The 23,439-nt window shown below is 53.8% G+C and carries 21 protein-coding genes; 2 read left to right on the top strand and 19 right to left on the bottom strand.

The annotated features are described in order from the left end of the window. Positions 1-58: 58 nt before the first annotated feature. The 5 genes from allS to KI228_RS04080 all read right to left on the bottom strand — a co-directional run bounded on the left by allS (position 59) and on the right by KI228_RS04080 (position 6,054). Entirely contained in the window at positions 59-994 is a 936-nt protein-coding gene (allS, locus tag KI228_RS04100) for an HTH-type transcriptional activator AllS (RefSeq protein WP_042998034.1), read from the bottom strand. Further along, a complete protein-coding gene (locus KI228_RS04095) occupies positions 951-1,778 on the bottom strand; it encodes an oxamate carbamoyltransferase subunit AllH family protein (protein WP_044264824.1) in 828 nt (275 codons plus the stop codon). The genes allS and KI228_RS04095 overlap by 44 nt, the downstream gene beginning before the upstream one ends. A gap of 100 nt (positions 1,779-1,878) precedes the next feature. Next, the gene (locus KI228_RS04090) at positions 1,879-3,141 is read right to left on the bottom strand and encodes a YlbE family protein (RefSeq protein ID WP_042998036.1); all 1,263 of its coding nucleotides are present in this window, start codon (positions 3,139-3,141) and stop codon (positions 1,879-1,881) included. Between the two features lie 15 nt (positions 3,142-3,156). Continuing rightward, entirely contained in the window at positions 3,157-4,818 is a 1,662-nt protein-coding gene (locus KI228_RS04085) for an acyl-CoA synthetase FdrA (RefSeq protein ID WP_061070556.1), read from the bottom strand. A gap of 12 nt (positions 4,819-4,830) precedes the next feature. Further along, positions 4,831-6,054: an MFS transporter gene (locus KI228_RS04080; protein ID WP_042998038.1), complete on the bottom strand. Its 1,224-nt coding sequence runs from the start codon at positions 6,052-6,054 to the stop codon at positions 4,831-4,833. A 335-nt stretch (positions 6,055-6,389) separates the two neighbouring features. On the opposite strand from KI228_RS04080, the gene KI228_RS04075 reads away from it, so the two are divergent. Continuing rightward, entirely contained in the window at positions 6,390-7,295 is a 906-nt protein-coding gene (locus KI228_RS04075; protein ID WP_042998039.1) for a carbamate kinase, read from the top strand. Between the two features lie 95 nt (positions 7,296-7,390). On the opposite strand, the gene fbaA is transcribed toward KI228_RS04075, so the two are convergent. The 10 genes from fbaA to tkt form a co-directional block, all read right to left on the bottom strand. Further along, positions 7,391-8,470 carry a class II fructose-bisphosphate aldolase gene (gene fbaA / locus KI228_RS04070; RefSeq protein WP_042998040.1) on the bottom strand — a complete coding sequence of 360 codons (1,080 nt, stop codon included), beginning with the start codon at positions 8,468-8,470 and terminating at the stop codon, positions 7,391-7,393. 90 nt (positions 8,471-8,560) lie between these two features. After that, positions 8,561-9,724, bottom strand: coding sequence for a phosphoglycerate kinase (gene pgk, locus KI228_RS04065; RefSeq protein ID WP_042324055.1), 1,164 nt, complete (start codon positions 9,722-9,724; stop codon positions 8,561-8,563). A 51-nt stretch (positions 9,725-9,775) separates the two neighbouring features. Further along, a complete protein-coding gene (epd, locus tag KI228_RS04060; protein WP_042998041.1) occupies positions 9,776-10,795 on the bottom strand; it encodes an erythrose-4-phosphate dehydrogenase in 1,020 nt (339 codons plus the stop codon). 287 nt (positions 10,796-11,082) lie between these two features. Next, positions 11,083-11,793: a nucleoside/nucleotide kinase family protein gene (locus KI228_RS04055; protein WP_061070557.1), complete on the bottom strand. Its 711-nt coding sequence runs from the start codon at positions 11,791-11,793 to the stop codon at positions 11,083-11,085. Further along, positions 11,790-12,299, bottom strand: a complete 510-nt coding sequence (locus KI228_RS04050; RefSeq protein ID WP_042998043.1) for an MltR family transcriptional regulator — start codon at positions 12,297-12,299, stop codon at positions 11,790-11,792. Before KI228_RS04050 ends, KI228_RS04055 begins: the two co-directional genes overlap by 4 nt. Positions 12,300-12,314: 15 nt before the next feature. After that, positions 12,315-13,286 carry a class II fructose-bisphosphatase gene (gene glpX / locus KI228_RS04045; RefSeq protein WP_141227395.1) on the bottom strand — a complete coding sequence of 324 codons (972 nt, stop codon included), beginning with the start codon at positions 13,284-13,286 and terminating at the stop codon, positions 12,315-12,317. Next, positions 13,283-14,560, bottom strand: coding sequence for a zinc-binding dehydrogenase (locus tag KI228_RS04040; RefSeq protein WP_061070558.1), 1,278 nt, complete (start codon positions 14,558-14,560; stop codon positions 13,283-13,285). The genes glpX and KI228_RS04040 overlap by 4 nt, the downstream gene beginning before the upstream one ends. A gap of 23 nt (positions 14,561-14,583) precedes the next feature. Continuing rightward, positions 14,584-15,963 carry a PTS mannitol transporter subunit IIBC gene (locus KI228_RS04035; protein WP_141227394.1) on the bottom strand — a complete coding sequence of 460 codons (1,380 nt, stop codon included), beginning with the start codon at positions 15,961-15,963 and terminating at the stop codon, positions 14,584-14,586. 27 nt (positions 15,964-15,990) lie between these two features. Further along, complete coding sequence (gene cmtB / locus KI228_RS04030) at positions 15,991-16,434, bottom strand: PTS mannitol transporter subunit IIA (protein ID WP_042998047.1); 444 nt, start codon at positions 16,432-16,434, stop codon at positions 15,991-15,993. A gap of 318 nt (positions 16,435-16,752) precedes the next feature. Next, positions 16,753-18,744: a transketolase gene (gene tkt / locus KI228_RS04025; RefSeq protein ID WP_042998048.1), complete on the bottom strand. Its 1,992-nt coding sequence runs from the start codon at positions 18,742-18,744 to the stop codon at positions 16,753-16,755. Between the two features lie 278 nt (positions 18,745-19,022). Here tkt and loiP point away from each other — a divergent pair, with 278 nt between their 5' ends. Next, positions 19,023-19,781 (top strand): metalloprotease LoiP, encoded by a 759-nt coding sequence (gene loiP / locus KI228_RS04020; RefSeq protein WP_042998049.1) that lies wholly within the window; start codon positions 19,023-19,025, stop codon positions 19,779-19,781. Between the two features lie 204 nt (positions 19,782-19,985). On the opposite strand, the gene speB is transcribed toward loiP, so the two are convergent. The 4 genes from speB to KI228_RS24465 form a co-directional block, all read right to left on the bottom strand. Further along, positions 19,986-20,906, bottom strand: a complete 921-nt coding sequence (speB, locus tag KI228_RS04015; RefSeq protein WP_002434404.1) for an agmatinase — start codon at positions 20,904-20,906, stop codon at positions 19,986-19,988. A gap of 143 nt (positions 20,907-21,049) precedes the next feature. Next, positions 21,050-23,026: a biosynthetic arginine decarboxylase gene (speA, locus tag KI228_RS04010; protein WP_042998051.1), complete on the bottom strand. Its 1,977-nt coding sequence runs from the start codon at positions 23,024-23,026 to the stop codon at positions 21,050-21,052. 8 nt (positions 23,027-23,034) lie between these two features. Beyond that, the gene (gene yqgB / locus KI228_RS04005; RefSeq protein ID WP_043001726.1) at positions 23,035-23,166 is read right to left on the bottom strand and encodes an acid stress response protein YqgB; all 132 of its coding nucleotides are present in this window, start codon (positions 23,164-23,166) and stop codon (positions 23,035-23,037) included. A gap of 93 nt (positions 23,167-23,259) precedes the next feature. After that, on the bottom strand, positions 23,260-23,403 hold the full coding sequence (locus KI228_RS24465; protein WP_269460499.1) for a hypothetical protein: 144 nt from the start codon (positions 23,401-23,403) through the stop codon (positions 23,260-23,262). Positions 23,404-23,439: the final 36 nt, after the last annotated feature.

Genomic DNA, 23,439 nt, shown 5'->3' with positions numbered 1-23,439 from the left:
GTAAACAATAATGGGTGAATATGCCATTTTCGTTATGTTTCAATTCTGGATATCACGGCTATTGCCGTTCTGCAGGACGATCCACCATCCGCAAAAATCCCCCCACCAGCCCATGTTTTTGTTTAAAAATTGCGGCAATTTCGCTGACCACTTTTCCACTTCCTGCATTCTTCCAGGCGATAGAAAGCGGTGACGGCTGGCGAGGATTCACCACCGAACGAGCCACCAGTGCGCCGGATTCTACGTAAGGGCGACACAGACGTTCCGGTAAAAAACCGACGCCCAGGCCACTTAAGTGACAGGCCAGCTTGGTGCTGAGATCCGGAACCTTAATCTCCTTTTGTCCGCTCAGCAGCCAGGCCACGCGACGGGTGAGCGTGCGCGACGTATCTTCAATATTGATGGCGGGGTAGCGACGCAGCATGTCGTCCGATAACACCGTTGCCGGATGGCTGGCCAACGGGTGATTCTGCGCGACCACAAACTGCCAGCTAATGTCCCCCAGTGGCAGCAGTGAAATGTTGTTTGACAACGATTCGGAACCGGTCACGCCAATCGCCAGTTGATAGTCGTCATACAGCAGCGAATCCCACACGCCCATATAGACCTGGCGGGAGATCTGGAAACGGGTGAAGGGAAATTGTTGATGCAGCCACGTCAGTAAATCAGCGGTCGTCTGCGGCTGATAGAGCAAATTATTGATAACAATATTAACCTGACGCTCAACGCCCGCATTAATCTGCTGCAACTCATCAGGCATGGCGTCCAGCCAGTTAAGCCACTGGCGACAATGTTCGAGCAGATGCTGACCGGCCAACGTCAGGCTGACGGAACGCGTGGTTCGTAAAAAGAGCTGCGTACCCACCTGCTCTTCCAGCGTTTTGATGCGGTAACTGATTGCCGCAGGCGTTTTATGCAGTGAGCTGGCCGCACGGGAAAAACTCTCCGTCTCAGCTACCCGAATAAATGTACGTATTGTTTCCTGATCGAGCATGCTTTCCCCTTGAGTCAGCCATCAGCAACCAGCGTTGCGCCAGCGCAATCCCTAACACCATGTCAGCGCCGGAGGTGTGCCCCACCGTGAGCAGACGACGCAGTGCGTGGCCTGCGTCACGCCCGGTTTGCAAGCTGCGCATCACCCCCAACACCGGCGTCGAAAATTCGCCCACTCTGGCACTATTAAGATAGCTACAGCTTACCGAAGTTGTCAGTTGCGCAAGTTGATCCGCCGGGGGTAAAAAAAGGTGAACCGGTATCCCGGCTGCAATAAAGACCGCCAGCATTCCCGTAAGCATATCATCACCGCTGGGCGTGAGTCCGGGACCTCGTCCAATCAGCCAGCGCCAGTCTGGCGCGATGCCATTCGCCCAACGCTCCAGCCCGGCGACGATCTGCGGATAACACGCCACGGTATTGAGTGGCTGGTTGAGCGCACCTCCCAGACCGGTTTGCTGAACACAGGAAGACAGGTCGAGCAGTGCGATAGCAGAAGGAGTCAGTTGCAGCCTGAGTTGACGCTGAGGGCGAAGGGTCACCCCCTGCCCGGTCAGCAGATCCCCGGTTTTGCACAAGCGTGAAACCGTCGTCAGGCGGGAGAACTGTGCACGACTCAACAGCACGCCGGTCGGCCCCATGCCTTTACCATAGCGGTATAACGTCAGTAATTCGCCGTTAGCATGGCTGAAATTGATCGCCTGTGAGAAGCGACTGTGCAGCGTCCATTCACCCTCTGGAAGTCGATAAAGCCCGGCGCAGGCCAGGGCATTGAGAATGAACATAGGTTACTCCGAAATGCCGGATCGCGGCGCCACCTTATCCGGCCCACGAGTGACACCGATCCGTAGGCCCGGTGAGCGTTAGCGCCACCGGGCATTTCTGTTACGCCGTGATGTGATGCTCTTCCGCCAGCGCTTCCAGCGCTTTTTCAAAGCACAGCAGCGGTGCACGTACGGTCCCCGCACCAACCTGGCCGATTCCGGCTTCGCGGTGAGCGATACCGGTGTTGATCAGCGGCGTAATCCCCGTTTCCACGACACGACGGATATCCAGCCCCAGACACGCCCCTTTGAAATCCCAGGACGGGATCTGGAACAAAGGGTTGTTGGCGAGGTAGATTTCCGCCATCTCCTCAGAGGTTTCCAGAGCAGCCCCCATACCGCCCGCACCGACGAAACGCGTCACGCCAGGTGCAGCAATCATGGCTGCGCCACCAATGCCCAGCGTCTCGGTAATGGCGCTATCACCGATATCCGGGTTAGCGTCAGCCTGACTGTAGCCGGTAAAGAACAAGCCCTGCGGCGTATTCACTGGCGCGGTAAACCAACGGTCGCCGGTGCCGCTGACGCGAATCCCGAACTCACGCCCGTTGCGCGTCATTGCGGTCACCACCGAACCGGCTTTAATCACTGCCGCCGCATCCATCACCGCTTTGCTGTAGGCCATCGCCAGGTTAAGGAAGAACTGATCGGTCACGCTCAGGAACTGCAGCACCTCAATGATTTCGGCTTTCGGACGATCAAGACCGGCGATCACAGGGGATAGCGTGCGCAGCAGTAACGACGAGGCCGCGATATTACGCTGATGGAATTCGTCCCCCATCGTAATCGCCTGAGCCATCATCGCCGTCAGATCCACGCCGTTCTCCATGCGCGACAAGGCCTCCTGTAACACCGGTGCCAGCGTATCGCGCATCCAGCGCAGACGCGTCTGCACATCCTCACCGTAGGCGCCGAAACGCATGACTTTGCCGATCCCTTCGTTCAGGTTGCAACAGGACTGATTGCCATGCACCACGTCACGTACGACCAGCACTGGCATGTTTGCAGAGGTGATGCCGCCCATCGGGCCGACGGCGCCAACATGGTGGCACGGGATAAATTCCACTTCGCCCTGATTCAGGAGACTGACAGCTTCCTCTTCACTGGCCGCCCACCCCTCAAACAGCGATGCGCCGATACAGGCACCGCGCATAGGCCCCGTCATCTCTTCCCAGGCAATCGGCGGGCCGGCGTGCAGCAATTTACGCCCGGAGGACAATTCAACCACCGCCTCTTTCGCAGGACGGACAGCGACCCAATGTGGGCGGGCGGCTTTGATGCGTTCAATAATGGCGTCGTTGGCCTGTGCAATTGATGAATACATATCGGTACCTCTGAATTAATGTAACTGCTTGAGTAAACTGGCGAGACGCGCATTGCCACCGGCAATCGGCGCCCACTGATAATGCACAACCGGCGTGCCGCTGCTTTGCAGATCCAGCGCGAAGCTGCGCAGTCCGGCATTGATCACCTGTACGCCATCCAGCAAGGGGTTAGGTTCAACGGATGGGCGAGAGTCCTGATGATGTGTCAGGCTGATGGCGAGCAACACGGCCTCTTCCAGGGTTTCCACCACGGCGATGCCTGCATCACGCAGGATGTCGGTTTGTCCACTGCGTCCCTGTGGGTCGGCATCGGTTCCGGTGAGGGTGGCGATGGTGACCAGCGGCGCGTTTCGCGTTGCGCGAACCTGCTCGACAGCCTCAACAACGGCGTCCGCCGGATCAGCACAGGCGCCATAGCCCAGCACCACATCCAGCAGCAGCACGCCCACGTCCGGCATCGCTGCCAGCTTTTCGATTTCAATGCTGCGAGTTGTCGGGTCAATCATCGGGTGTGGTCTGCCCAACGTGTAGCTGTCATCTCCCAGATCGACAATGCGATGGCCCTGCGCGTCGAGCATGACGCCAGCAGCGTGGCTTTCACTCACTGGCACACCCAGCCCGGCCGAAAGCAACATCGCCGCTTCAGCCGCGAGCGTCCCGCCGGCATACAGCCCATAAATGCCTTTGCCAGCCACCTCGGGTTGAATCAGGCGCTGCTGAGCCACTCGCATCAGCAACACGGCCAGTTGGGCGGCATCTGAGAGCGAATTCGCCAGCCAGACATTCCCCTCACAGCGTTGTTCCGGTTTATTCCCGAGAAAGAGCGCGACCACCGGTTTACCGACCTTTTGCATCGCATTGATAATGCGGGTTCTGACCTGCGGCGACGGCGGTTTAGAGACAAACGCGATCACCCGCGTGGCATCATCAGCAGCCAGCATCTCCAGCGCCGTTAACGCACTGATGCCTCCCACTTCCGCACTCAGATCGCGTCCCCCCAAACCGATGGCATGGCTGATCCCCTGTTGGTGCAGCGCAATCTGAGAGGTGACCTCCTGAATGCCCGTTCCGGACGCCCCGATTACACCAATTCCACCGTCGGGCAACACGTTCGCGAATGCCAGTGGGCTACCGGCAATCATCGCTGTCCCGCAGTCCGGCCCCATCACAATCAGCCCTTTTTCGCGAGCCAACGTTTTCAGCTCAACTTCCTGCTCAAGCGGTACGTTATCGGAAAACATCATCACGTTTTTACCGGCCAACAGCCCCTCTTTCGCTACGGAGGCCGCATACTCCCCGGCAACCGAAACCAGCAGCAGATTAGCCTGCGGTAATTTCTGGCACGCGCTCTCCCAGCGACGCGCCTTCAGCAGTTGCTGTGAACCGCCCGAGGCGCTGGTAATTGCGCTTAACTCTTTTTCCAACTGTTCGCGGATTAATTCGAGGATCTCCGGTTGCTCGTCATGCGTTCGTACCGCCACACAAATATCGTTCGGTGTGGCCTCGACAAAATCGTCATGCCAGAAGCCCGTAGAATCCAGCATCGCTTTATTCGCTGGCGTTCCCATCATGACGGAAACCTGGTCAACTTCCGGTCGCTCACTTAATTTCCGGGAAATGATCATCAGGCTGACGGAGTCCTGAAAGCTTCCCTTTTTAATAAAGGCGTAAATCATTACCGCTACCTCTTATGTACGTTTTTCTTTCAAAAACAGCATCGCAACCAATCCAATCGCTAACAGAATGGCTGACACATAAAAACTGGATGCCAGACTGCCCGTTATATCGCGCGCCGCGCCAGCAATAATGGGAGCAAGAATAGAAGAGCTCATGCCGATAAAATTAAATAAGCCAAACGCGGTGCTGTAATTATTTTCATCAACGCTATCGGCAACCAGCGCAACCAGCACGGGATCCAGTGCCAGTTTGCCGACGAGACCGTAAATACACAGGGCGACAATCACGCCAGTCATGTTTGGCATCCAGACAATGGACAGCATGCTGATGATCGCCACCGGGACGAGGAACATAATTAACGGTTTGCGCTTACCTAATTTGTCAGACAGGCTGGAGAATAACAGCGCGCCGGGGATTGAAATCCAGGCGACCAGCGAAGAGATAAATCCAGTTTCGCTACCGGCAATACCACGTTCATTTTGCAGATAATAGGGAAGCCAGGTCAGAATAACGAAGAAACCAAACAGGCTACAGAACACCATGATATAGGTCAGAACGAGGTTGCGGTTTTTCAGAAGATCGCTGAATTTGCCTTTTTTTACCGGCTGTCCGTCGGTATCTACAGTGCGTTTCTTTTCTTTCACAAACAGCCAGATCGCAATCCCCACCAGTACTGAAGGAACCGCCATCGCGTAGAACGGCATCCGCCATGAATGGCCCTGATCGTACACCAGCCAGCTTGAGGTCATCAGTCCCAGCGCAATACCGAAGGCCATGCCGCTATTGATGATTGCGCTGCCGAGCGAGCGATATTTTTTAGGGATTTGCTCGGAAGAAAGGCCGTACTGTGGACCGTAATAGGTCCCTTCTCCCGCGCCCGTGACAACGCGGGCAAACAGCAGCGTGTACCAACTTTTTGCCCAACCGGTAACGGCCGTGAAAACGCCAAAGAGAATAAACCCAGGCACCAGCACTTTTTTCTTACCGATTTTATCACCCAGTATTCCGGCCGGGACCTGTAATAACGCATAAGAAAAATAAAACACAGAATTAAGAATGCCTAATTGCGTTCCACTTAGGCCAAACTCTTTTTCCAGCTCGCCCATCACCGGGTTCAATACCGTCCGGTCGGCGTACATGAAAATCCACCCCAGCCAGAACAGGAAAATGGTCACCCACCAGGCCGGTATTCCTTTTTTCTTCGTGACCTCAGTCACTTCACATGATTCAGACATAAGCAATCTCCCGGTAATATTTACCGTTGAACACCTCATATTATCTGACGATTGATGAGGCTTGATGTTTTAACTCTGCTCACCATATCGGGACGCGACATCATTTCGTTTGAGCAAAGTCACACAAAATCCATTGTTATAAATTCCTGGGAACTGACCGCAACATTATTAAAAAAAGTCTAACAATCATTTTTTAAATATTTTAAACAAAGTAATTAAAAATAATCCTAATTAACGCGTTATTTTTATCAGTCAATAAGCTGTCGAATAAGTCACATTATAAAAAAACCGGAGCGTTATTTTGACCACGAGATATTTTGCATATTGAGGTCATAATGAAAAAGAAACTGGTCATTGCACTGGGTGGGAATGCATTATTACAGCGCGGAGAGATATTGAGTGCGGAAAACCAACAACGCAGCATTCAGGTTTTTGCGCAACGGGTAGCGACGCTGGCTCGCGATTATCAACTGGTGATTGTTCACGGAAACGGGCCTCAGGTCGGGTTGCTGGCGTTGCAGAACGCGGCCTACACGGAATCACCCGCCTGGCCGCTGGATATACTGGTGGCTGAAAGCCAGGGAATGATTGGCGCCGCCATCGCCCAGGCGCTGACGCAAAATACGGGGGGTTGCCCCGTGACCACGCTGATGACACGGGTAGAAGTAGACCCGCAGGATGAGGCGTTTGCCGCTCCGGGTAAGTACATAGGGCCCGTCTATCAACCGGATCAACAAGCTGAACTGGAACAACGCTATGGCTGGACGATGAAGGCGGATGGACAATACATTCGACGGGTCGTTCCCTCACCGATACCGCAAAACATCCTCGACGGCGAGGCCATCCAGATGCTGATGGAAGCAGGGCATACGGTGATTTGCTGTGGCGGTGGCGGCGTTCCGGTGGTGGCTCAGGGTAACGGATACGTGGGAACTGAAGCGGTGATCGACAAAGATCTGACAGCTGCGGTGTTGGCGAATACCATCAACGCCGATCATCTGCTGATCCTGACCGATGCCGATGCCGTCTATGAACACTGGGGTACTCCACAGGCGCGCGCGTTACGACATGTCACAACCGAAGAGTTGGCGCCGTTTGCGGCACCGGATGGCGCAATGGGACCAAAAGCGGCGGCGGTGATCCAGTTTGTTAAGCAAACCGGGCGTTCGGCGTTTATTGGCGCGCTGAAAGATGCACCGCAGATACTCACAGGCGAGAAAGGTACCTGCGTGACGCAGTAACCCCTGCCGTTTGGCATTGTCGGATGGCGAGATTCTCCGGCAACCACGCAAAAAAGGCTTCCCGAAGGAAGCCTTTTTACAATCAGCGGACCAGATTACAGCACGTCAATTGCGTTCAGTTCTTTGAAAGCCTGTTCCAGACGCGTGATCATGGAAGTCTGGCCAGCACGCAGCCATACGCGCGGATCGTAGTATTTCTTGTTCGGTTGATCTTCGCCTTTCGGGTTGCCCAGCTGACCCTGCAGATACGCTTCATTCGCTTTGTAGTAGTTCAGAACACCTTCCCAGGTCGCCCATTGGGTATCGGTATCGATGTTCATTTTGACTACACCGTAGCTTACGGAGTCTTTGATTTCCTGAGCGGTAGAACCGGAACCACCGTGGAAGACGAAGTTCAGGCTGTTGTGCGGCAGGTTGTGTTTCTTAGAAACATAGTCCTGAGAGTCGCGCAGGATGGTCGGGGTCAGAACCACGTTACCCGGCTTGTAGACGCCGTGTACGTTACCGAAAGAAGCCGCGATAGTGAAACGCGGGCTGATTTTGCTCAGCTCGGTGTACGCGTAATCCACGTCTTCCGGCTGGGTGTACAGGGCAGAAGCGTCCATGTGGCTGTTATCCACACCATCTTCTTCACCACCGGTGCAACCCAGTTCGATTTCCAGGGTCATGCCCATTTTGGACATGCGCGCCAGGTATTTGGAGCAGATTTCGATATTCTCTTCCAGTGACTCTTCAGACAGGTCGATCATGTGAGAAGAGAACAGCGGTTTACCGGTCGCCGCGAAGTGTTTTTCACCTGCGTCCAGCAGACCGTCGATCCACGGCAGCAGTTTCTTCGCGCAGTGGTCAGTGTGCAGGATAACCGGAACACCGTAGTGCTCAGCCATCTGATGTACGTGGTGCGCACCAGAGATCGCGCCCAGGATTGCCGCACCCTGAGGAACGTCAGTTTTCACGCCTTTACCCGCGATGAACGCAGCGCCACCGTTGGAGAACTGTACGATAACCGGCGCTTTAACTTTTGCAGCGGTTTCCAGAACGGCGTTGATAGAGTCGGTACCGACGCAGTTAACTGCTGGCAGAGCGAAGTTGTTTTCTTTTGCTACCTGGAAAACTTTCTGTACGTCATCACCGGTGATAACGCCAGGTTTTACGAAATCAAAAATTTTAGACATGTTACGAGTCCTGTATCTTCGGCCTTGGAAAGGGGTGCGTGCCACTTAAGCGCGCTGAAAATTGGGCAGGTTTCCCTGCCCATGAGTGTCTTACTTCTTAGCGCGCTCTTCGAGCATCGCTACTGCAGGCAGAACTTTACCTTCCACGAATTCGAGGAATGCGCCGCCGCCAGTGGAGATGTAGGAGATTTTGTCAGCAATACCGAACAGGTCGATAGCCGCCAGCGTGTCACCGCCGCCTGCAATAGAGAACGCGTCGCTGTCAGCAATTGCGTTAGCTACGATTTCAGTTCCTTTACGGAAGTTCGGGAATTCAAACACGCCAACCGGGCCGTTCCACAGAATGGTTTTTGCATTCTTCAGGATTTCAGCCAGCTGCTGTGCAGAAGCGTCGCCGATATCCAGGATCTGCTCGTCTTCTTTCACGTCGTTGACGGATTTCAGCGTGGCGGCAGCGCTTTCAGAGAACTCGGTCGCGACGCGAACGTCAGTCGGAACCGGGATATCGCACGTGGTCAGCAGACGTTTGGCTTCGTCAACCAGATCTGCTTCGTACAGGGATTTGCCCACATTGTGGCCCTGAGCGGCAACGAAGGTGTTCGCGATGCCGCCGCCAACGATCAGCTGATCAGCGATTTTGGACAGGGAATCCAGAACGGTCAGTTTGGTGGAAACTTTAGAACCGCCCACGATAGCGACCATCGGACGAGCCGGCTCTTTCAGCGCTTTACCCAGCGCATCCAGTTCTGCAGCCAGCAGCGGACCGGCACATGCGACGTCAGCAAATTTGCCGATACCGTGAGTGGAAGCCTGTGCACGGTGAGCCGTACCAAATGCGTCCATCACGAACACATCACACAGCGCAGCGTATTTTTTGGACAGCGCTTCGTCGTCTTTCTTCTCGCCTTTGTTGAAGCGAACGTTTTCCAGCACCACCAGTTCACCGGCAGCGACTTCAACGCCGTCGAGGTAATCTTTTACCAGGCGAACCGGGTTAGACAGTTTGTCTTTCAGGTAATTAACAACCGGCAGCAGAGAGAATTCTTCGTTGTACTCGCCTTCGGTAGGACGACCCAGGTGGGAAGTCACCATCACTTTAGCGCCTTGTTTCAGGGCCAGTTCGATGGTCGGCAGAGAAGCACGGATACGCGCATCGCTGGTCACTTTCCCTTCTTTAACTGGTACGTTCAGATCCGCACGGATAAAAACACGTTTACCAGCAAGATCCAAATCGGTCATCTTGATTACAGACATGGTGAATCCTCTCGTTGATTCTTGATAAAGTTTTGCAGACGCCCTTGCGCCCTACCTGAAACCTTTTGCAGCCATCGCTAACGTGGTGTCGAGCATTCTGTTAGCAAAGCCCCATTCATTGTCACACCAGACCAGTGTCTTAATAAGGTGCGCGCCACTGACCCGCGTTTGTGTACCATCAACAATGGCGCTATGCGGGTCGTGATTAAAATCGACGGAGACCAACGGTAATTCCGTATAGTCAACTATATCATGAAATGCACCTTGTGCCGCTTTTTGCAGCAACTGGTTGACTTCATTGGCTTTTACGGGCTTCATCACCGTAACGCTTAAGTCGATTGCCGTGACGTTTATCGTCGGTACCCGCACCGCAATCGCTTCAAAACGATCGTTAAACTGCGGGAAAATTCGGGTGATACCTGCCGCCAGTTTGGTATCGACCGGAATGATCGACTGACTCGCCGCGCGCGTCCGACGCAGGTCAGAATGGTACGCATCAATCACCTGCTGGTCGTGCATCGCGGAGTGAATGGTCGTCACCGTACCGGACTCTATGCCATAGGCATCATCCAATAATTTGATAATGGGAATAATACAATTCGTGGTACACGAAGCATTGGAGACGATGCGGTGGTCCGCGCGCAGTTGATCCTGATTGACGCCAAATACCACTGTGGCGTCGAGATCGTTGCTGCCAGGATGTGAAAAGAGCACTTTCTTCGCGCCAGCGGCGATATGCGCCTCGCCGTGTTCGCGGTTCCCGTAGACGCCCGTACAGTCCAGCACGATATCAACGCCGAGCTCGCGCCACGGAAGCGCCTCAAGCGAAGACTCATGCAGAATGCGAATCGCGTCGTCGCCAACTATGAGCTGCTCGCGCTCCTGGCGAACGTCCCATGCAAAACGTCCATGGCTGGTGTCATATTTCAACAAATGCGCCATGCCTGAAGCATCCGCCAGTTCATTGATTGCCACCACGGTGATTTCCGCCCGACGTCCGGATTCATATAAAGCACGAACCACATTACGTCCGATGCGACCGAAGCCATTAATCGCTACGCGTACGGTCATAGATCTCCTGCAAGGCTATCCCGATTCAGATGTGGCTGACAGAGTAATCCAGCGCATCGTTCAGGGGAACCTTACCTGTCGCAAACTGCGACTGATTGATTATTTGTCGAACATTTAATCGACTGAAACGCTTCAGCTAGAATAAGCGAAACGGGGAATAAAAGGAACGATTGTCCAGACGATTAAGCCAGCTATATGACCTGCATCACATTTTACCCGCTGCAAACGGGGGTAATTATTCCAGTAAGGCGTAATAATCATCACGTCTTAGCTGGAATAATTTATCATCAGGCAAGACGGTATTCCCCAGTGGCATTCATCTCCAGTAGCAGACTGGCAGGACGACTCTCGCGCAGCACTCGCTCAACATTCGGTCCGTCTGTGCGTTCGTAAAACGCCTCGGCATCGGCTGGCGATAATCCTCCAGCCAGCTTGCGCCCCACCAGTCGCGCACGCAGGGCCTCCGCTGGCGCGCGAATAAACAGGGAAAAATCGCAGAACGCCGCCAGCGCCCGCCATCTCTCGTCATCCCGCAGCAGCCAGTTCCCTTCCACAATGACAATTGGCGCGCTTACGACAATCGCGTCTTCGACCGGATCGTGCTTTTGCCGATCATATTGCGGCCAGGTCCCTTCGCCTTCTCTAATCTGTCGCAGATTCTGCGCCAGTTTTTCAACGTCAAACGTCTCTGATGCCCCTTTGTACGCACGCAGATGGTGCGTGTCCAGCCAGTCATTGTAATGATGGAAACCATCCATCGGGAGCGTCTGGATCGCCGGCAAAGAGGGCTCCTGACGAGAAAGCCACTCCCAGAACGTGGTCAGTGTGGATTTTCCGGTCCCGGGCGGCGCACTCAGAAACACAACGGTGCGTCGTCTGGCGTTCGCGGAATGGACGTTTGCCAGTCGCTGTAATAACGGCTTATGAACGTTCTCTATCTCATCATCATGATAATGGGCTTCAACCCGCAACCCGTTAACCATCAGTCCGATTTTCACGGTGTTAATTCCTTTAAAATTGACGTTACCGCCAGCGTCATTGCCGTCTTGACCATTCCGGAAAAACGCACCTCAGACCACGCCGCAAAGTCGGCAAATTTCATCGACTCCAGCGCGCTATATAAGGTCGTATTGCGGGTAATACTGTTGACGTTGCTGATAAAATCCCAGGTGATGTCGTCGGCAAATCCCGGGATCTCATCCCGTTCGCTGACGTACTGATAAAACTGCGAAAAATGCGTAATATCGGCATAAAGCCATTTATCCATTTTTCCCAGCGCATAAATCAGGCGCAGCGCAACGTCAATATCATCAAGCGGCCCACTCTGGGCAAGTAACGGCTTCACTGCATATTCCACAATCTCTTCATCGTTATCGACAAATAGCGACGGCAGAAAGCGCTTAATGCCCTGTAGCAAAATGGAATGTGCCGTCGTCATAAACGAAAGTAAGTTATTTTGAGCATCCAGTTGCTCCAGCACATCGTCTTCTGTCAGCGTCGTCATTTGTTTCCCGATCAATCACCATGAATGCAGAGAGTCTATTATATTACACGTTCGATCCGCGCCGCCGATCAGTAAAGTTTGCGTACGCACCCCCTTTGCAACCTGTTGGATCCCATTCACAAGATCGCCGCCGGTCACTCCGGTCGCGCTGAAGAGGACGTCATGTCCCGCTACCAGTTCGTCGAGCGTATAGATCCGATTGACCTCGACGCCCATTTCCGCGCAGCGCTGGCGCTCCTGGGCAGAGATAACACGATGCTCCGCGGTGTCGCCTTTCGCTTCACAAAAATCGATCAGCTCGGCCTGCATATCCCCCCCCAACGCTTTCACCGCGCAGGCGGAAATCACGCCTTCTGGCGCACCGCCAATGGTATACATCAGGTCATAAGGGTTATCCTGCAAACAGGCCAGAACACTGGCGGCCACATCACCATCAGGCAGGGCAAAGACTTTCACCCCCAACTGCGTGGCTTCGGCAATGGCTGGCTGAAGCCGCGGTTTATCCAGCGTGGCCATGCGCAGTCGATCCTGCGGTTTGCCCAGCGCTTTCGCCACCTGACGCAGATTATCCGCCAGGGGCCGCGCCAGGTTAATCACCCCTTTCGCCTGCCGGTTAACAACCAGCTTTTTCATGTACATATCAGGGGCATGTAACAAGCTTCCCCGCGGCGCAAACGCCATCACCGCCAGCGCATTGCTCTGCCCCATCGCAACCATCCGGGTGCCTTCAATAGGATCGACCGCGATATCAACCTCTGGCCCGCTGCCGCTGCCAACCTCTTCGCCAATCCACAGCATCGGCGCGTGATCAATCTCGCCCTCACCAATGACGATGCGCCCGCGAATAGCGATGTCATTCAAGGCCGTGCGCATCGCACTCACTGCCAGTCCATCTATTTTGTTCTTATCGCCGCAGCCGGTTTGCGGCCAGGCAGCCAGCGCTGCCTGCTCTGTGATGCGAAACAGCGGCCATGCCAACGACTTCATGCCGCCGCCTCCCCGATATCCACGCCAAACTGCGCCAGCAGATACTTTTCTGCTTTCTCATTCCAGATTCCGTGTGTCTCCTCCACAAGACGCGCCAGTTCTCTGAATAACGGATCGGTTTTGCCTTTCTCAGCGAAATCAGCAATTGCCGTCAGCGGCATCGTCACACCGTTATAAATAAGCTTCTTGCCGCCTGGAATATCCGGCAAATTCAGAACGGTATCGGGCACCGCATCGAGACCACCAATATGGGTCACCATAAACGATGGCTGAAGCTGTCCCGCCGCGCTCAATGTAATCGCCTCTTTCATGTCCTCAGTGGAACCGCCAGAGGTTCCGACTACGTGAGTGCTGTTGTAATGCACGTTGTAGAAATTAAACGGCACCTTAAAACGGCTATCCGTCGGACCGGCAAAGAAGTTCAGACAGCCATCTTCTGCCAGAAGATCGTCAGCCATCTCCACGACGGCTGGCACGGCGGCATAGACAAAAACGTCATCGAACCCGGCGCCGCCCGTTAATTCGCGCAGTTGCGTCGCGGGGTCGACCATACCGGACGAATTCACATAGGTGAGTTCGATTCCCTTGCGCGCGGCAAATTTGACCGGCAGGAGTTTTTTAGCCTGCTCCAGACGCGTTTCATCAATATCCACCACCACCACGCGTGCCGGTTGGATCCCGCCGTTAATAGCATAATCAATCGCACCGATCCCCATTGGCCCGGCGCAGGCTAAAAGCGCAATATTGCCGCCGGGCTTAATCCCCATTCGATGCTTATACAGATAAGGCGTCGTATGATAATTCGCCTTATAGGCACCAATGATGCAACACATCGGTTCCGCCAGCGAGGCGGCCGCAAAATAAGAACCGTGGTATGGCAATACGCATCCCAGATTTATCGCAATTTCAGGGATAATCATATATGTGGCATTACCACCGAAATATTCGTAGCTGTATCCTGCGGAATAACCGCTGGGCAATCCCATTGCGGGTTGTAAAACAAAACGTTGCCCTTTTTTATATTTCCCGGTTAAGTTTTTACCTACTTCAACAATGATCCCGGCACATTCGTGACCGGTAATCACCGGATGATTTTCCAGATCATCAGGAACACGTTTATGTTCACTGGCTAATGTCGCAGCCTTCCAGGTGGATAAGCATACGCTGTCGGAAATCACGCTGACTAACAGTTCATTATCCGTAATTTCAGGTAATTCAAACTCACGGATACGGACATCCTGTTTGCCATATATTGCAGCCACTTTCGTTTTCATATTAACTCCAGAAACCAGAAATGCTAATTCGACGTTAAGTGATTAAATAAATCGTCAAGCAGCGGGTCGCCAATATAATTTTTTATCAACACCAGAGGCTTATGACTGACTCGTTTAACGCGCCCCTCAAGACTGGCGTGCGTCACGATAATATCGACATCGTCAGGGACATTTTCGATGGCGTAATGTTTGACATCGATAGACAACCCGGCTTTTTCCAGGCGCTTACGAAACGTCGTCGCCCCCATCGCACTGGACCCCATTCCCGCATCACACACAAAGGCGATACGTTTGACATGGCGATATGAAAAACTGCCTTCCTGCTTCATGGCTTTGACAGCTTTGGCGGAATCACTGAACGTCTCTTCACTCTCGGCCAGACCATTTCTTTCCATTTTCAGGATCAATGAGGTGATGATAAAGGTCACTACGGTTCCCGCCGTGACGCCCGCAATCGTGGCCAGGAAAGAGCCTTTTGGCGTCAATGCCAGGTAAGCGAAAATCGACCCTGGGCTCGGACCCGCAACCAGGCCACCGCCTAACAGGTTAAACACCCATGTTCCGCTCATTCCCCCGGCAATCATGCCCACCAGGGTCAGTGGCTTCATCAGCACGTACGGGAAGTAGAGTTCGTGAATGCCGCCCAGAAAATGGATAATCATGGCGCCGGGTGCAGATTTCTTCGCCATCCCTTTACCAAAGAAGGTAAACGCCAGCAGTAAACCTAAACCGGGGCCAGGGTTTGAGGCCACCATGAAAAAGATGGATTTTCCTGTCTCCGAGGCTTGCTGCATTCCCAGCGGATAATAGACCCCCTGATCGATGGCATTATTCAGAAAGAGGATTTTCGCGGGTTCATTAATTAGTGAAAGCAGCGGTAGATAACCTGCATGTACCAGTGATTCAATACACTCTTTCACAAAGTTATTGGCAATGAGGACCGCCGGGCCAATGACTTCAAACCCCAGCAGGCACAACATCATTCCGGCAATGCCTAATGAGAAGTTATTAATCACCATCTCAAAGCCTGCGGGAATACGCTGGTCCAGCAGTCGGTCAATGTATTTAATCACCAGACCACCCAGTGGCCCCATAATCATGGAACCGAGGAACATCGGGATATCTGCGCCAATAATCACGCCGATGGTACCGATCCCCCCCATCACCGCCCCGCGCTTCCCACCCACCAGATGTCCACCGGTGGAGCCAATCATAACGGGTAATAAATAGGTAATCATCGGACCGACTATTTTGGCGAAATGCTCATTGGGCATCCACCCTGTCGGAATAAATAATGCAGTAATAAAACCCCAGGCAATAAAAGCACCGATATTAGGGATGACCATTGCAGTCAAAAATCCCCCAAAAGCCTGGACCTTTGCACGAGCAGACTTGTGTTCCATGATAATATCCTGTCGAGGAGAAAATGATTATGCGCGGGCGATAATATCCGCCAGCTGTTTTTCTGATTTAGCAGCAAATAATGCTGCGAGGTTTTCCTCTTCACATAATAGTTCGCTTAAAGCCTGGATAGCGCCGATATGTGAATCGGCATTTGCCGCTGATAACCCAATAAGTAATTTTACGGGTTCGTCATCGTCGGCAAATTGTACTTCCTGTTTAAGTAGCGTTAATGACATGCCTGTTTTTAGCGCGCCGCATTCCGGACGAGCATGAGGCATCGCCACACCGGGAGCCAGAATATAATAAGGACCATTGTTGATCGTCGAATCTTTTATAGCCTGGATATAATTGGCATTCACATAATGATTTGCCAGCAACGATGCCATGGAAAAATCAATAGCTTCCTGCCAGTTCTTTGCCACCGCTTTTATTGAAATAGAAGCTTCAGGAAAATAGTCAATCAACCGCATAAATTGTCCTTATTTTATTTTTAGGGTACAGCGTCTCGCTAAAAACAAAATACGCGTGCGGCAAAATGAAAGCAATCGAGGGGAAAACAGAGACAGGGAAAAGGGGGAATAATTTAAATCATTAAAAAACAATCAATTACAAATAGAAATAAAAATAGCAAGAGCAATTATGTGACTCACATTACAATTTTGGTAATACACAAAATGTCAGTTTTGTGAAGCGGATCGATAATAACCCCTTGCCTGAGTAAAAATAAATACCGTTCCAGATGATAACGGGCCGCCGAAGCGACCCGTTAGAGACTGTTGTAATGATGATTACAGCAGTGCTTTTGCTTTCGCGACAACGTTGTCGACGGTGAAGCCGAACTCTTCGAACAGCAGCTCTGCCGGAGCAGATTCACCGAAGGTGGTCATCCCGACGATCGCGCCGTTCAGACCCACGTACTTGAACCAGTAGTCAGCGATACCGGCTTCCACTGCCACGCGAGCGGTAACCGCTTTCGGCAGTACGGATTCACGGTAAGCCGCATCCTGCTTGTCGAACGCGTCAGTAGACGGCATGGAGACCACGCGCGCTTTCACGCCTTCTGCGGTCAGTTTGTCCCATGCGGCAACCGCCAGCTCAACTTCAGAACCGGTCGCGATGAAGATAAGCTCAGGCTGGCCTGCACAATCTTTCAATACGTAGCCACCGCGCGCGATGTTCGCCAGTTGCTCTTCAGTACGTTCCTGCTGTGCCAGGTTCTGACGGGAGAGGATCAGCGCGGTCGGGCCGTCCTGACGCTCAACGCCGTACTTCCACGCCACGGCGGATTCAACCTGGTCACACGGACGCCAGGTGCTCATGTTCGGCGTGACGCGCAGAGAAGCCACCTGCTCTACCGGCTGGTGAGTCGGGCCATCTTCGCCCAGACCGATGGAGTCGTGGGTGTAAACCATCACCTGACGCTGTTTCATCAGCGCAGCCATGCGTACCGCGTTACGGGCATATTCCACGAACATCAGGAAGGTGGAGGTGTACGGCAGGAAACCACCGTGCAGGGAGATACCGTTGGCAATCGCGGTCATACCGAATTCGCGTACGCCGTAATGGATATAGTTACCGGCAGCATCTTCGTTGATCGCTTTAGAACCCGACCACAGCGTCAGGTTAGACGGCGCCAGGTCAGCAGAGCCGCCGAGGAATTCTGGCAGCAACGGACCAAACGCTTCGATCGCATTCTGAGACGCTTTACGGCTGGCGATTTTCGCCGGATTAGCCTGCAGCTTAGCAATAAACTCGTTCGCTTTTGCGTCGAAATCAGACGGCATTTCACCTTTCATACGACGGGTGAACTCAGCAGCTTCCTGCGGGAAGGCTTTCGCGTAGGCGGCAAATTTCTCGTTCCAGGCAGACTCTTTCGCCTGACCGGCTTCTTTCGCATCCCACTGAGCGTAGATTTCAGACGGGATTTCGAACGGCGCGTATTTCCAGCCCAACTGTTCGCGGGTCAGTGCGATTTCTGCGTCGCCCAGCGGCGCGCCGTGGGAGTCGTGGGTACCCGCTTTGTTCGGGGAACCGAAACCGATGATGGTTTTACACATCAGCAGGGACGGTTTGTCAGTGACGGCACGTGCTTCTTCGACTGCACGTTTGATCGCGTCAGCATCGTGACCATCTACGCCGCGCACAACGTGCCAGCCATAGGCTTCAAAACGTTTAGCGGTGTCGTCAGTGAACCAGCCTTCAACGTGACCGTCGATAGAGATACCGTTGTCATCGTAGAACGCGACCAGTTTGCCCAGCTTCAGCGTACCGGCCAAAGAGCATACCTCGTGAGAAATACCTTCCATCATGCAGCCGTCGCCCATGAACGCATAGGTGTAGTGGTCAACGATGTCATGGCCCGGACGGTTAAACTGTGCAGCCAGTGTTTTTTCAGCGATAGCCATACCGACCGCGTTCGCAATACCCTGACCCAGCGGACCGGTAGTGGTTTCCACACCGGCGGTGTAACCCACTTCCGGGTGGCCCGGAGTTTTGGAATGCAGCTGACGGAAGTTCTGCAGCTCAGACATCGGCAGATCGTAACCGGTGAGGTGCAGCAGGCTGTAAATCAACATGGAGCCGTGGCCGTTAGACAGTACGAAACGGTCACGATCGGCCCAGGACGGGTTGCTCGGGTTGTGGTTCAGGAAATCACGCCACAGGACTTCGGCAATGTCAGCCATACCCATCGGGGCACCCGGATGACCGGATTTGGCTTTCTGTACTGCGTCCATGCTCAGCGCACGAATAGCATTGGCAAGCTCTTTACGTGAGGACATTTTGACTCCAGATCGGATGATGAAGGCCATACCCGCAACGACTTGACGACAGCGCGTTTTGGGCTACGCCGGAAAAAAGTGCCAACAATGTAACCCAAGCCGCGTGTCATGTACATGGAGCATCCTTTTGCCGCTTCAGAAATCTCCGGATCACACTCGCATGTTGCGCAATCTGCTCGCCCGCTTGTTGTTCTTTTCTTTATACTTAGCGAGAGCGCGGATTCATCTGTAAATCGCGCACTTTTAGAACAATCCTCATTTCGTGTGGAAGAAAAAACATGAAGATTCGCGCGTTACTGCTTGCTATGGGCATGGCGACGGTATTGACCGGCTGCCAGAATATGAATTCCAATGGACTGCTCTCCTCAGGGGCCGAGGCTTTTCAGGCCTACAGTCTGAGCGACACGCAGGTTATCGCGTTAAGCAACCAGGCCTGTACGGAAATGGATGGTAAAGCGACTATCGCGCCAGCCGGCAGCGAGTACGCGAAGCGCCTGAACAAAATCGCCACGGCGCTCGGCGATAACATCAACGGACAAGCGGTCAACTACAAGGTCTACATGGCGAAAGACGTGAATGCCTTCGCGATGGCGAACGGCTGTATTCGTGTCTATAGCGGCCTGATGGACATGATGACGGACAACGAAGTCGAAGCTGTGATTGGCCATGAAATGGGTCACGTTGCGCTCGGCCACGTGAAGAAAGGTATGCAGGTGGCGCTGGGCACTAACGCCGTTCGTGCAGCCGCAGCCTCAGCGGGTGGGATCGTCGGCAGCCTGTCGCAATCACAGCTCGGCGATCTGGGGGAAAAACTGGTGAACTCGCAGTTCTCCCAGCGTCAGGAAGCGGAAGCGGACGACTACTCGTACGATTTGTTGCGCAAACGCGGTATCAGCCCGGCGGGTCTTGCCACCAGCTTCGAAAAACTGGCGAAACTGGAAGAAGGTCGTCAAAGCTCAATGTTTGACGATCACCCGGCCTCCGCAGAACGTGCGCAACATATTCGCGATCGTATGAAAGCAGACGGGATTAAGTAACATTCAAGCGTGCCGGATGATGGCGTAAGCGCCTTATCCGGCCTACAGAACTACAGAACTACAAATTTAGTCCGGTGATCGGGCGTTATTGGCGAAGCCAGTTTGAGCCTGGACAGCGCACAGCCACCGGAGCGTACACGGAGTACGTGAGGATGGCGAGCACTGCCCGGGTTCAAAATGGCGAGTAAAATAGCCCGAAACCCGTTACTCGCCTTTCTTCGCTGCCTGAATGTACAGCATCTCCAGCGCCAGCGTTGCCGCCGCCAGGGCGGTGATTTCTGACTGATCGTAAGCCGGCGCCACTTCCACCACGTCCATCCCTACGATGTTCAGATCTTTCAGGCCGCGCACCAGCTTGATGGCGCGATCGGAAGTCAGACCGCCAATCACTGGCGTACCGGTCCCCGGCGCGAATGCCGGATCCAGGCAGTCGATATCAAAGGTCAGATAGACCGGCATGTCGCCGACAATCTGTTTCACCTGAGCGATGATGTCATCAACGCCGCGATCGTTCACCTGGCAGGCGTCCAGCACGGTAAAGCCGTTGTCTTTGTCGAATTCTGTACGAATGCCGATCTGCACGGAGTGATTCGGATCGATCAACCCTTCGTTCGGCGCAGTGTAGAACATGGTGCCATGGTCGAACTCACAGCCATTCGCATAAGTGTCGGTGTGGGCATCGAAATGGACCAGCGCCATTTTGCCAAAGTGTTTCGCGTGCGCGCGCAGCAGCGGCAGCGTCACAAAGTGGTCGCCGCCAAAAGAGAGCATCCGTTTACCGGCTGCCAGCAGTTTCTCTGCATGCGCCTGCAGTTTTTCACTCATTTCACGCGCGTCGCCAAAAGCGTAAACCAGGTCGCCGCAGTCCACCACGTTCAGACGCTCACGCATGTCGAAATTCCACGGGAAGCGGTTGTGTTCCCAGGCCAGATTCGTTGACACCTGACGGATCGCCGCCGGGCCGTGACGTCCGCCCGCGCGACCGGACGTCGCCATGTCAAACGGCACGCCAGTGATCACCCAGTCGGCATCGCTGTCATACGGCTGGAAATTCATTGGCAAACGCAGGAAACCAAAGGCGTTTGAAACCAGGGAGTTATCGTACTGATGACCTAAGGTGCTCATGGCAAAAACCTCTTATTCGTCGATATAAAAAAACCCTCCCGCGTCGTTAGGCCCGACGAGAAAGGGTTTGATTCGTAAACACAGTAATTGAGTAAATTATCGCTGCTTAATTGCCCAGGTTCAAGTCGCCCGGGCATCAGCCATTATTCATCTTCAAGATACGTATAGCCGTACAGACCCGCTTCGAACTCTTCGAGGAACTGCTGCTGCAGCGCATCGTCCAGGCCGGTTTGTTTCACCTGATCGCGGAAGTGTGTCAGCAGCGTTTTCGGATCCAACTGCACATATTGCAGCATGTCCGCTACGGTATCCCCTTCATCCGACAGCTCAACTTCTACACTACCGTCCGGGAAGACAAACACGTCCACCGCTTCGGTATCGCCAAACAGGTTGTGCATGTTGCCGAGGATCTCCTGATATGCGCCGACCATAAAGAAACCGAGCATCGGCGGGTTATCCGGATCGTACTCAGGCATCGGCATGGTGGTCGCAATGCCATCGCCGTCGATGTAGTGATCGATAGCGCCGTCGGAATCACAAGTGATGTCCAACAGAACCGCACGACGTTCAGGTACCTGATCCAGCCCTTCCAGCGGCAGGACCGGGAACAGCTGATCGATCCCCCACGCATCCGGCATTGACTGGAACAGCGAGAAGTTGACGTACATTTTGTCCGCCATACGCTCTTGCAGTTCATCAATGATCGGACGATGCGCGCGGTTTTGCGGATCCAGCTGTTTCTGCACTTCGTGACACATGCTCAGATAAAGCTGTTCCGCCCAAGCACGTTCCTGCAGGCTGAAAGTGCCGGAGGAGTATCCGATGTGGATATCGTGCAAATCCATCTGGCTGTCGTGCAGCCATTCGCGCAGCGAGCGACGGGTGCCCGGCTCGTGCATCTCCTGCCAGGTTTCCCACATGCTTTGCAGCGCGCGCGGCGCGTCGTCAGCCGGAGCAACAGGCACGGTATATTCGTTACGCTCAACGCCGATGATGTTGGACACCAGCACCGTGTGGTGCGCGGTCACCGCACGACCGGACTCGGTGATCACCGTCGGATGCGGCAGACCATTTTCTTCGCAGGCATCGCCAATCGCCCAGATAATGTTGTTGGCGTATTCGTTCAGGCCGTAGTTCACCGAGCAGTCAGACTGCGAGCGGGTTCCTTCGTAGTCAACACCCAAGCCGCCGCCCACATCGAAGCACTGAATGTTGACGCCGAGCTTATGCAGCTCAACATAGAAACGGGCAGACTCACGCACACCGGTGGCGATATCACGGATATTCGCCATCTGCGAACCAAGGTGGAAATGCAGCAGTTGCAAACTATCGAGACGCCCGGCTTCACGCAGCGTTTCCACCAGTTGCAGAACCTGCGTTGCCGCCAGGCCAAATTTGGATTTTTCGCCGCCGGAGGACTGCCATTTGCCAGACCCCTGCGAAGCCAGACGCGCACGCACGCCCAGACGCGGAATGACGTTCAGACGTTCGGCTTCATCCAGCACAATGGCGATTTCCGACATCTTCTCGATGACCAGATAGACTTTATGGCCCATCTTCTCGCCAATCAGCGCCAGGCGAATGTACTCACGGTCTTTATAGCCGTTACACACAATTACCGAACGGGTCATCCCGGCATGCGCCAGGACCGCCATCAGTTCCGCTTTGGAACCGGCTTCCAGACCCAGCGGTTCGCCAGAATGGATTAAGGATTCGATGACGCGACGATGCTGGTTAACCTTGATGGGGTAAACCAGGAAATAGTCACCGTTATAACCGTACGACTCACGCGCGCGTTTGAACGCCGCGTTAATAGAGCGCAGGCGGTGTTGCAGGATCTGCGGGAAGCAAAACAGCGCCGGCAGGCGTTGCCCTTGCGCTTCACGTGCTTTCACCAGCTTAGCGAGATCGACGCGCGCTTCGGGGACGTCAGGGTCCGGGCACACGCTAATGTGACCCAACTCATTGACGTCATAGTAGTTATTGCCCCACCAGGCAATATTGTAAGTACGCAGCATCTTGCTGGCTTCCTGGGAGCTCATTGCAACCTCCTGCATGGAGCGTAGTACACCCTGTTCGCCTGCTGACGAAGGCGAACCCAAAGACATGTCGTCAGACATAGCGAACCTCAAATTTTATTAACAAGTGTAAAACAGTTGACTACTATCGCAATCCGAAGAGGCGATAACAACCCATAAACAGTCGGATTTTCCAGCAGAAAGTGCTGGTACTCCGCCTGCGCGACCGGTTTCTTTTTCATATCATTGTAAAACACGTAACCGAACTTACGTATGACGGTTCGGCGAAACCACGAGAAAACTCTTGTTTCCACAAGAGCGCCCTTGTTCAGTCCTTAGTGCCAGTTACCGGCTCTGGAGTCCTGAGAAGCGCCGAGATGGGTATAACATCGGCAGGTATGCAAAGCAGAGATGCAAATTGTGGAGGACATACGCACACCAGAACGGTGCGACAGATTCAGCAAAATACAACGGTTCATTATCTCTTATCACCTCCATGGTCGCTCCATCAGGAA

This window comes from Citrobacter amalonaticus, from assembly GCF_018323885.1.
In the GTDB taxonomy this organism is placed as follows: Bacteria; Pseudomonadota; Gammaproteobacteria; order Enterobacterales; family Enterobacteriaceae; genus Citrobacter_A; species Citrobacter_A amalonaticus.
The sequence above is the reverse complement of the archived record's forward strand: the minus strand, read 5'-3'. Positions and strand labels throughout refer to the sequence as shown.

Bases quoted from the DNA above. Each gene is read 5' to 3' on its own strand.
- allS (WP_042998034.1), bottom strand. From the start codon at position 994: ATGCTCGATCAGGAAACAATACGTACATTTATTCGGGTAGCTGAGACG.
- KI228_RS04095 (WP_044264824.1), bottom strand. From the start codon at position 1,778: ATGTTCATTCTCAATGCCCTGGCCTGCGCCGGGCTTTATCGACTTCCA.
- KI228_RS04090 (WP_042998036.1), bottom strand. From the start codon at position 3,141: ATGTATTCATCAATTGCACAGGCCAACGACGCCATTATTGAACGCATC.
- KI228_RS04085 (WP_061070556.1), bottom strand. From the start codon at position 4,818: ATGATTTACGCCTTTATTAAAAAGGGAAGCTTTCAGGACTCCGTCAGC.
- KI228_RS04080 (WP_042998038.1), bottom strand. From the start codon at position 6,054: ATGTCTGAATCATGTGAAGTGACTGAGGTCACGAAGAAAAAAGGAATA.
- KI228_RS04075 (WP_042998039.1), top strand. From the start codon at position 6,390: ATGAAAAAGAAACTGGTCATTGCACTGGGTGGGAATGCATTATTACAG.
- fbaA (WP_042998040.1), bottom strand. From the start codon at position 8,470: ATGTCTAAAATTTTTGATTTCGTAAAACCTGGCGTTATCACCGGTGAT.
- pgk (WP_042324055.1), bottom strand. From the start codon at position 9,724: ATGTCTGTAATCAAGATGACCGATTTGGATCTTGCTGGTAAACGTGTT.
- epd (WP_042998041.1), bottom strand. From the start codon at position 10,795: ATGACCGTACGCGTAGCGATTAATGGCTTCGGTCGCATCGGACGTAAT.
- KI228_RS04050 (WP_042998043.1), bottom strand. From the start codon at position 12,299: ATGACGACGCTGACAGAAGACGATGTGCTGGAGCAACTGGATGCTCAA.
- glpX (WP_141227395.1), bottom strand. From the start codon at position 13,286: ATGAAGTCGTTGGCATGGCCGCTGTTTCGCATCACAGAGCAGGCAGCG.
- KI228_RS04040 (WP_061070558.1), bottom strand. From the start codon at position 14,560: ATGAAAACGAAAGTGGCTGCAATATATGGCAAACAGGATGTCCGTATC.
- KI228_RS04035 (WP_141227394.1), bottom strand. From the start codon at position 15,963: ATGGAACACAAGTCTGCTCGTGCAAAGGTCCAGGCTTTTGGGGGATTT.
- cmtB (WP_042998047.1), bottom strand. From the start codon at position 16,434: ATGCGGTTGATTGACTATTTTCCTGAAGCTTCTATTTCAATAAAAGCG.
- tkt (WP_042998048.1), bottom strand. From the start codon at position 18,744: ATGTCCTCACGTAAAGAGCTTGCCAATGCTATTCGTGCGCTGAGCATG.
- loiP (WP_042998049.1), top strand. From the start codon at position 19,023: ATGAAGATTCGCGCGTTACTGCTTGCTATGGGCATGGCGACGGTATTG.
- speB (WP_002434404.1), bottom strand. From the start codon at position 20,906: ATGAGCACCTTAGGTCATCAGTACGATAACTCCCTGGTTTCAAACGCC.
- speA (WP_042998051.1), bottom strand. From the start codon at position 23,026: ATGTCTGACGACATGTCTTTGGGTTCGCCTTCGTCAGCAGGCGAACAG.
- yqgB (WP_043001726.1), bottom strand. From the start codon at position 23,166: ATGAAAAAGAAACCGGTCGCGCAGGCGGAGTACCAGCACTTTCTGCTG.
- KI228_RS24465 (WP_269460499.1), bottom strand. From the start codon at position 23,403: ATGAACCGTTGTATTTTGCTGAATCTGTCGCACCGTTCTGGTGTGCGT.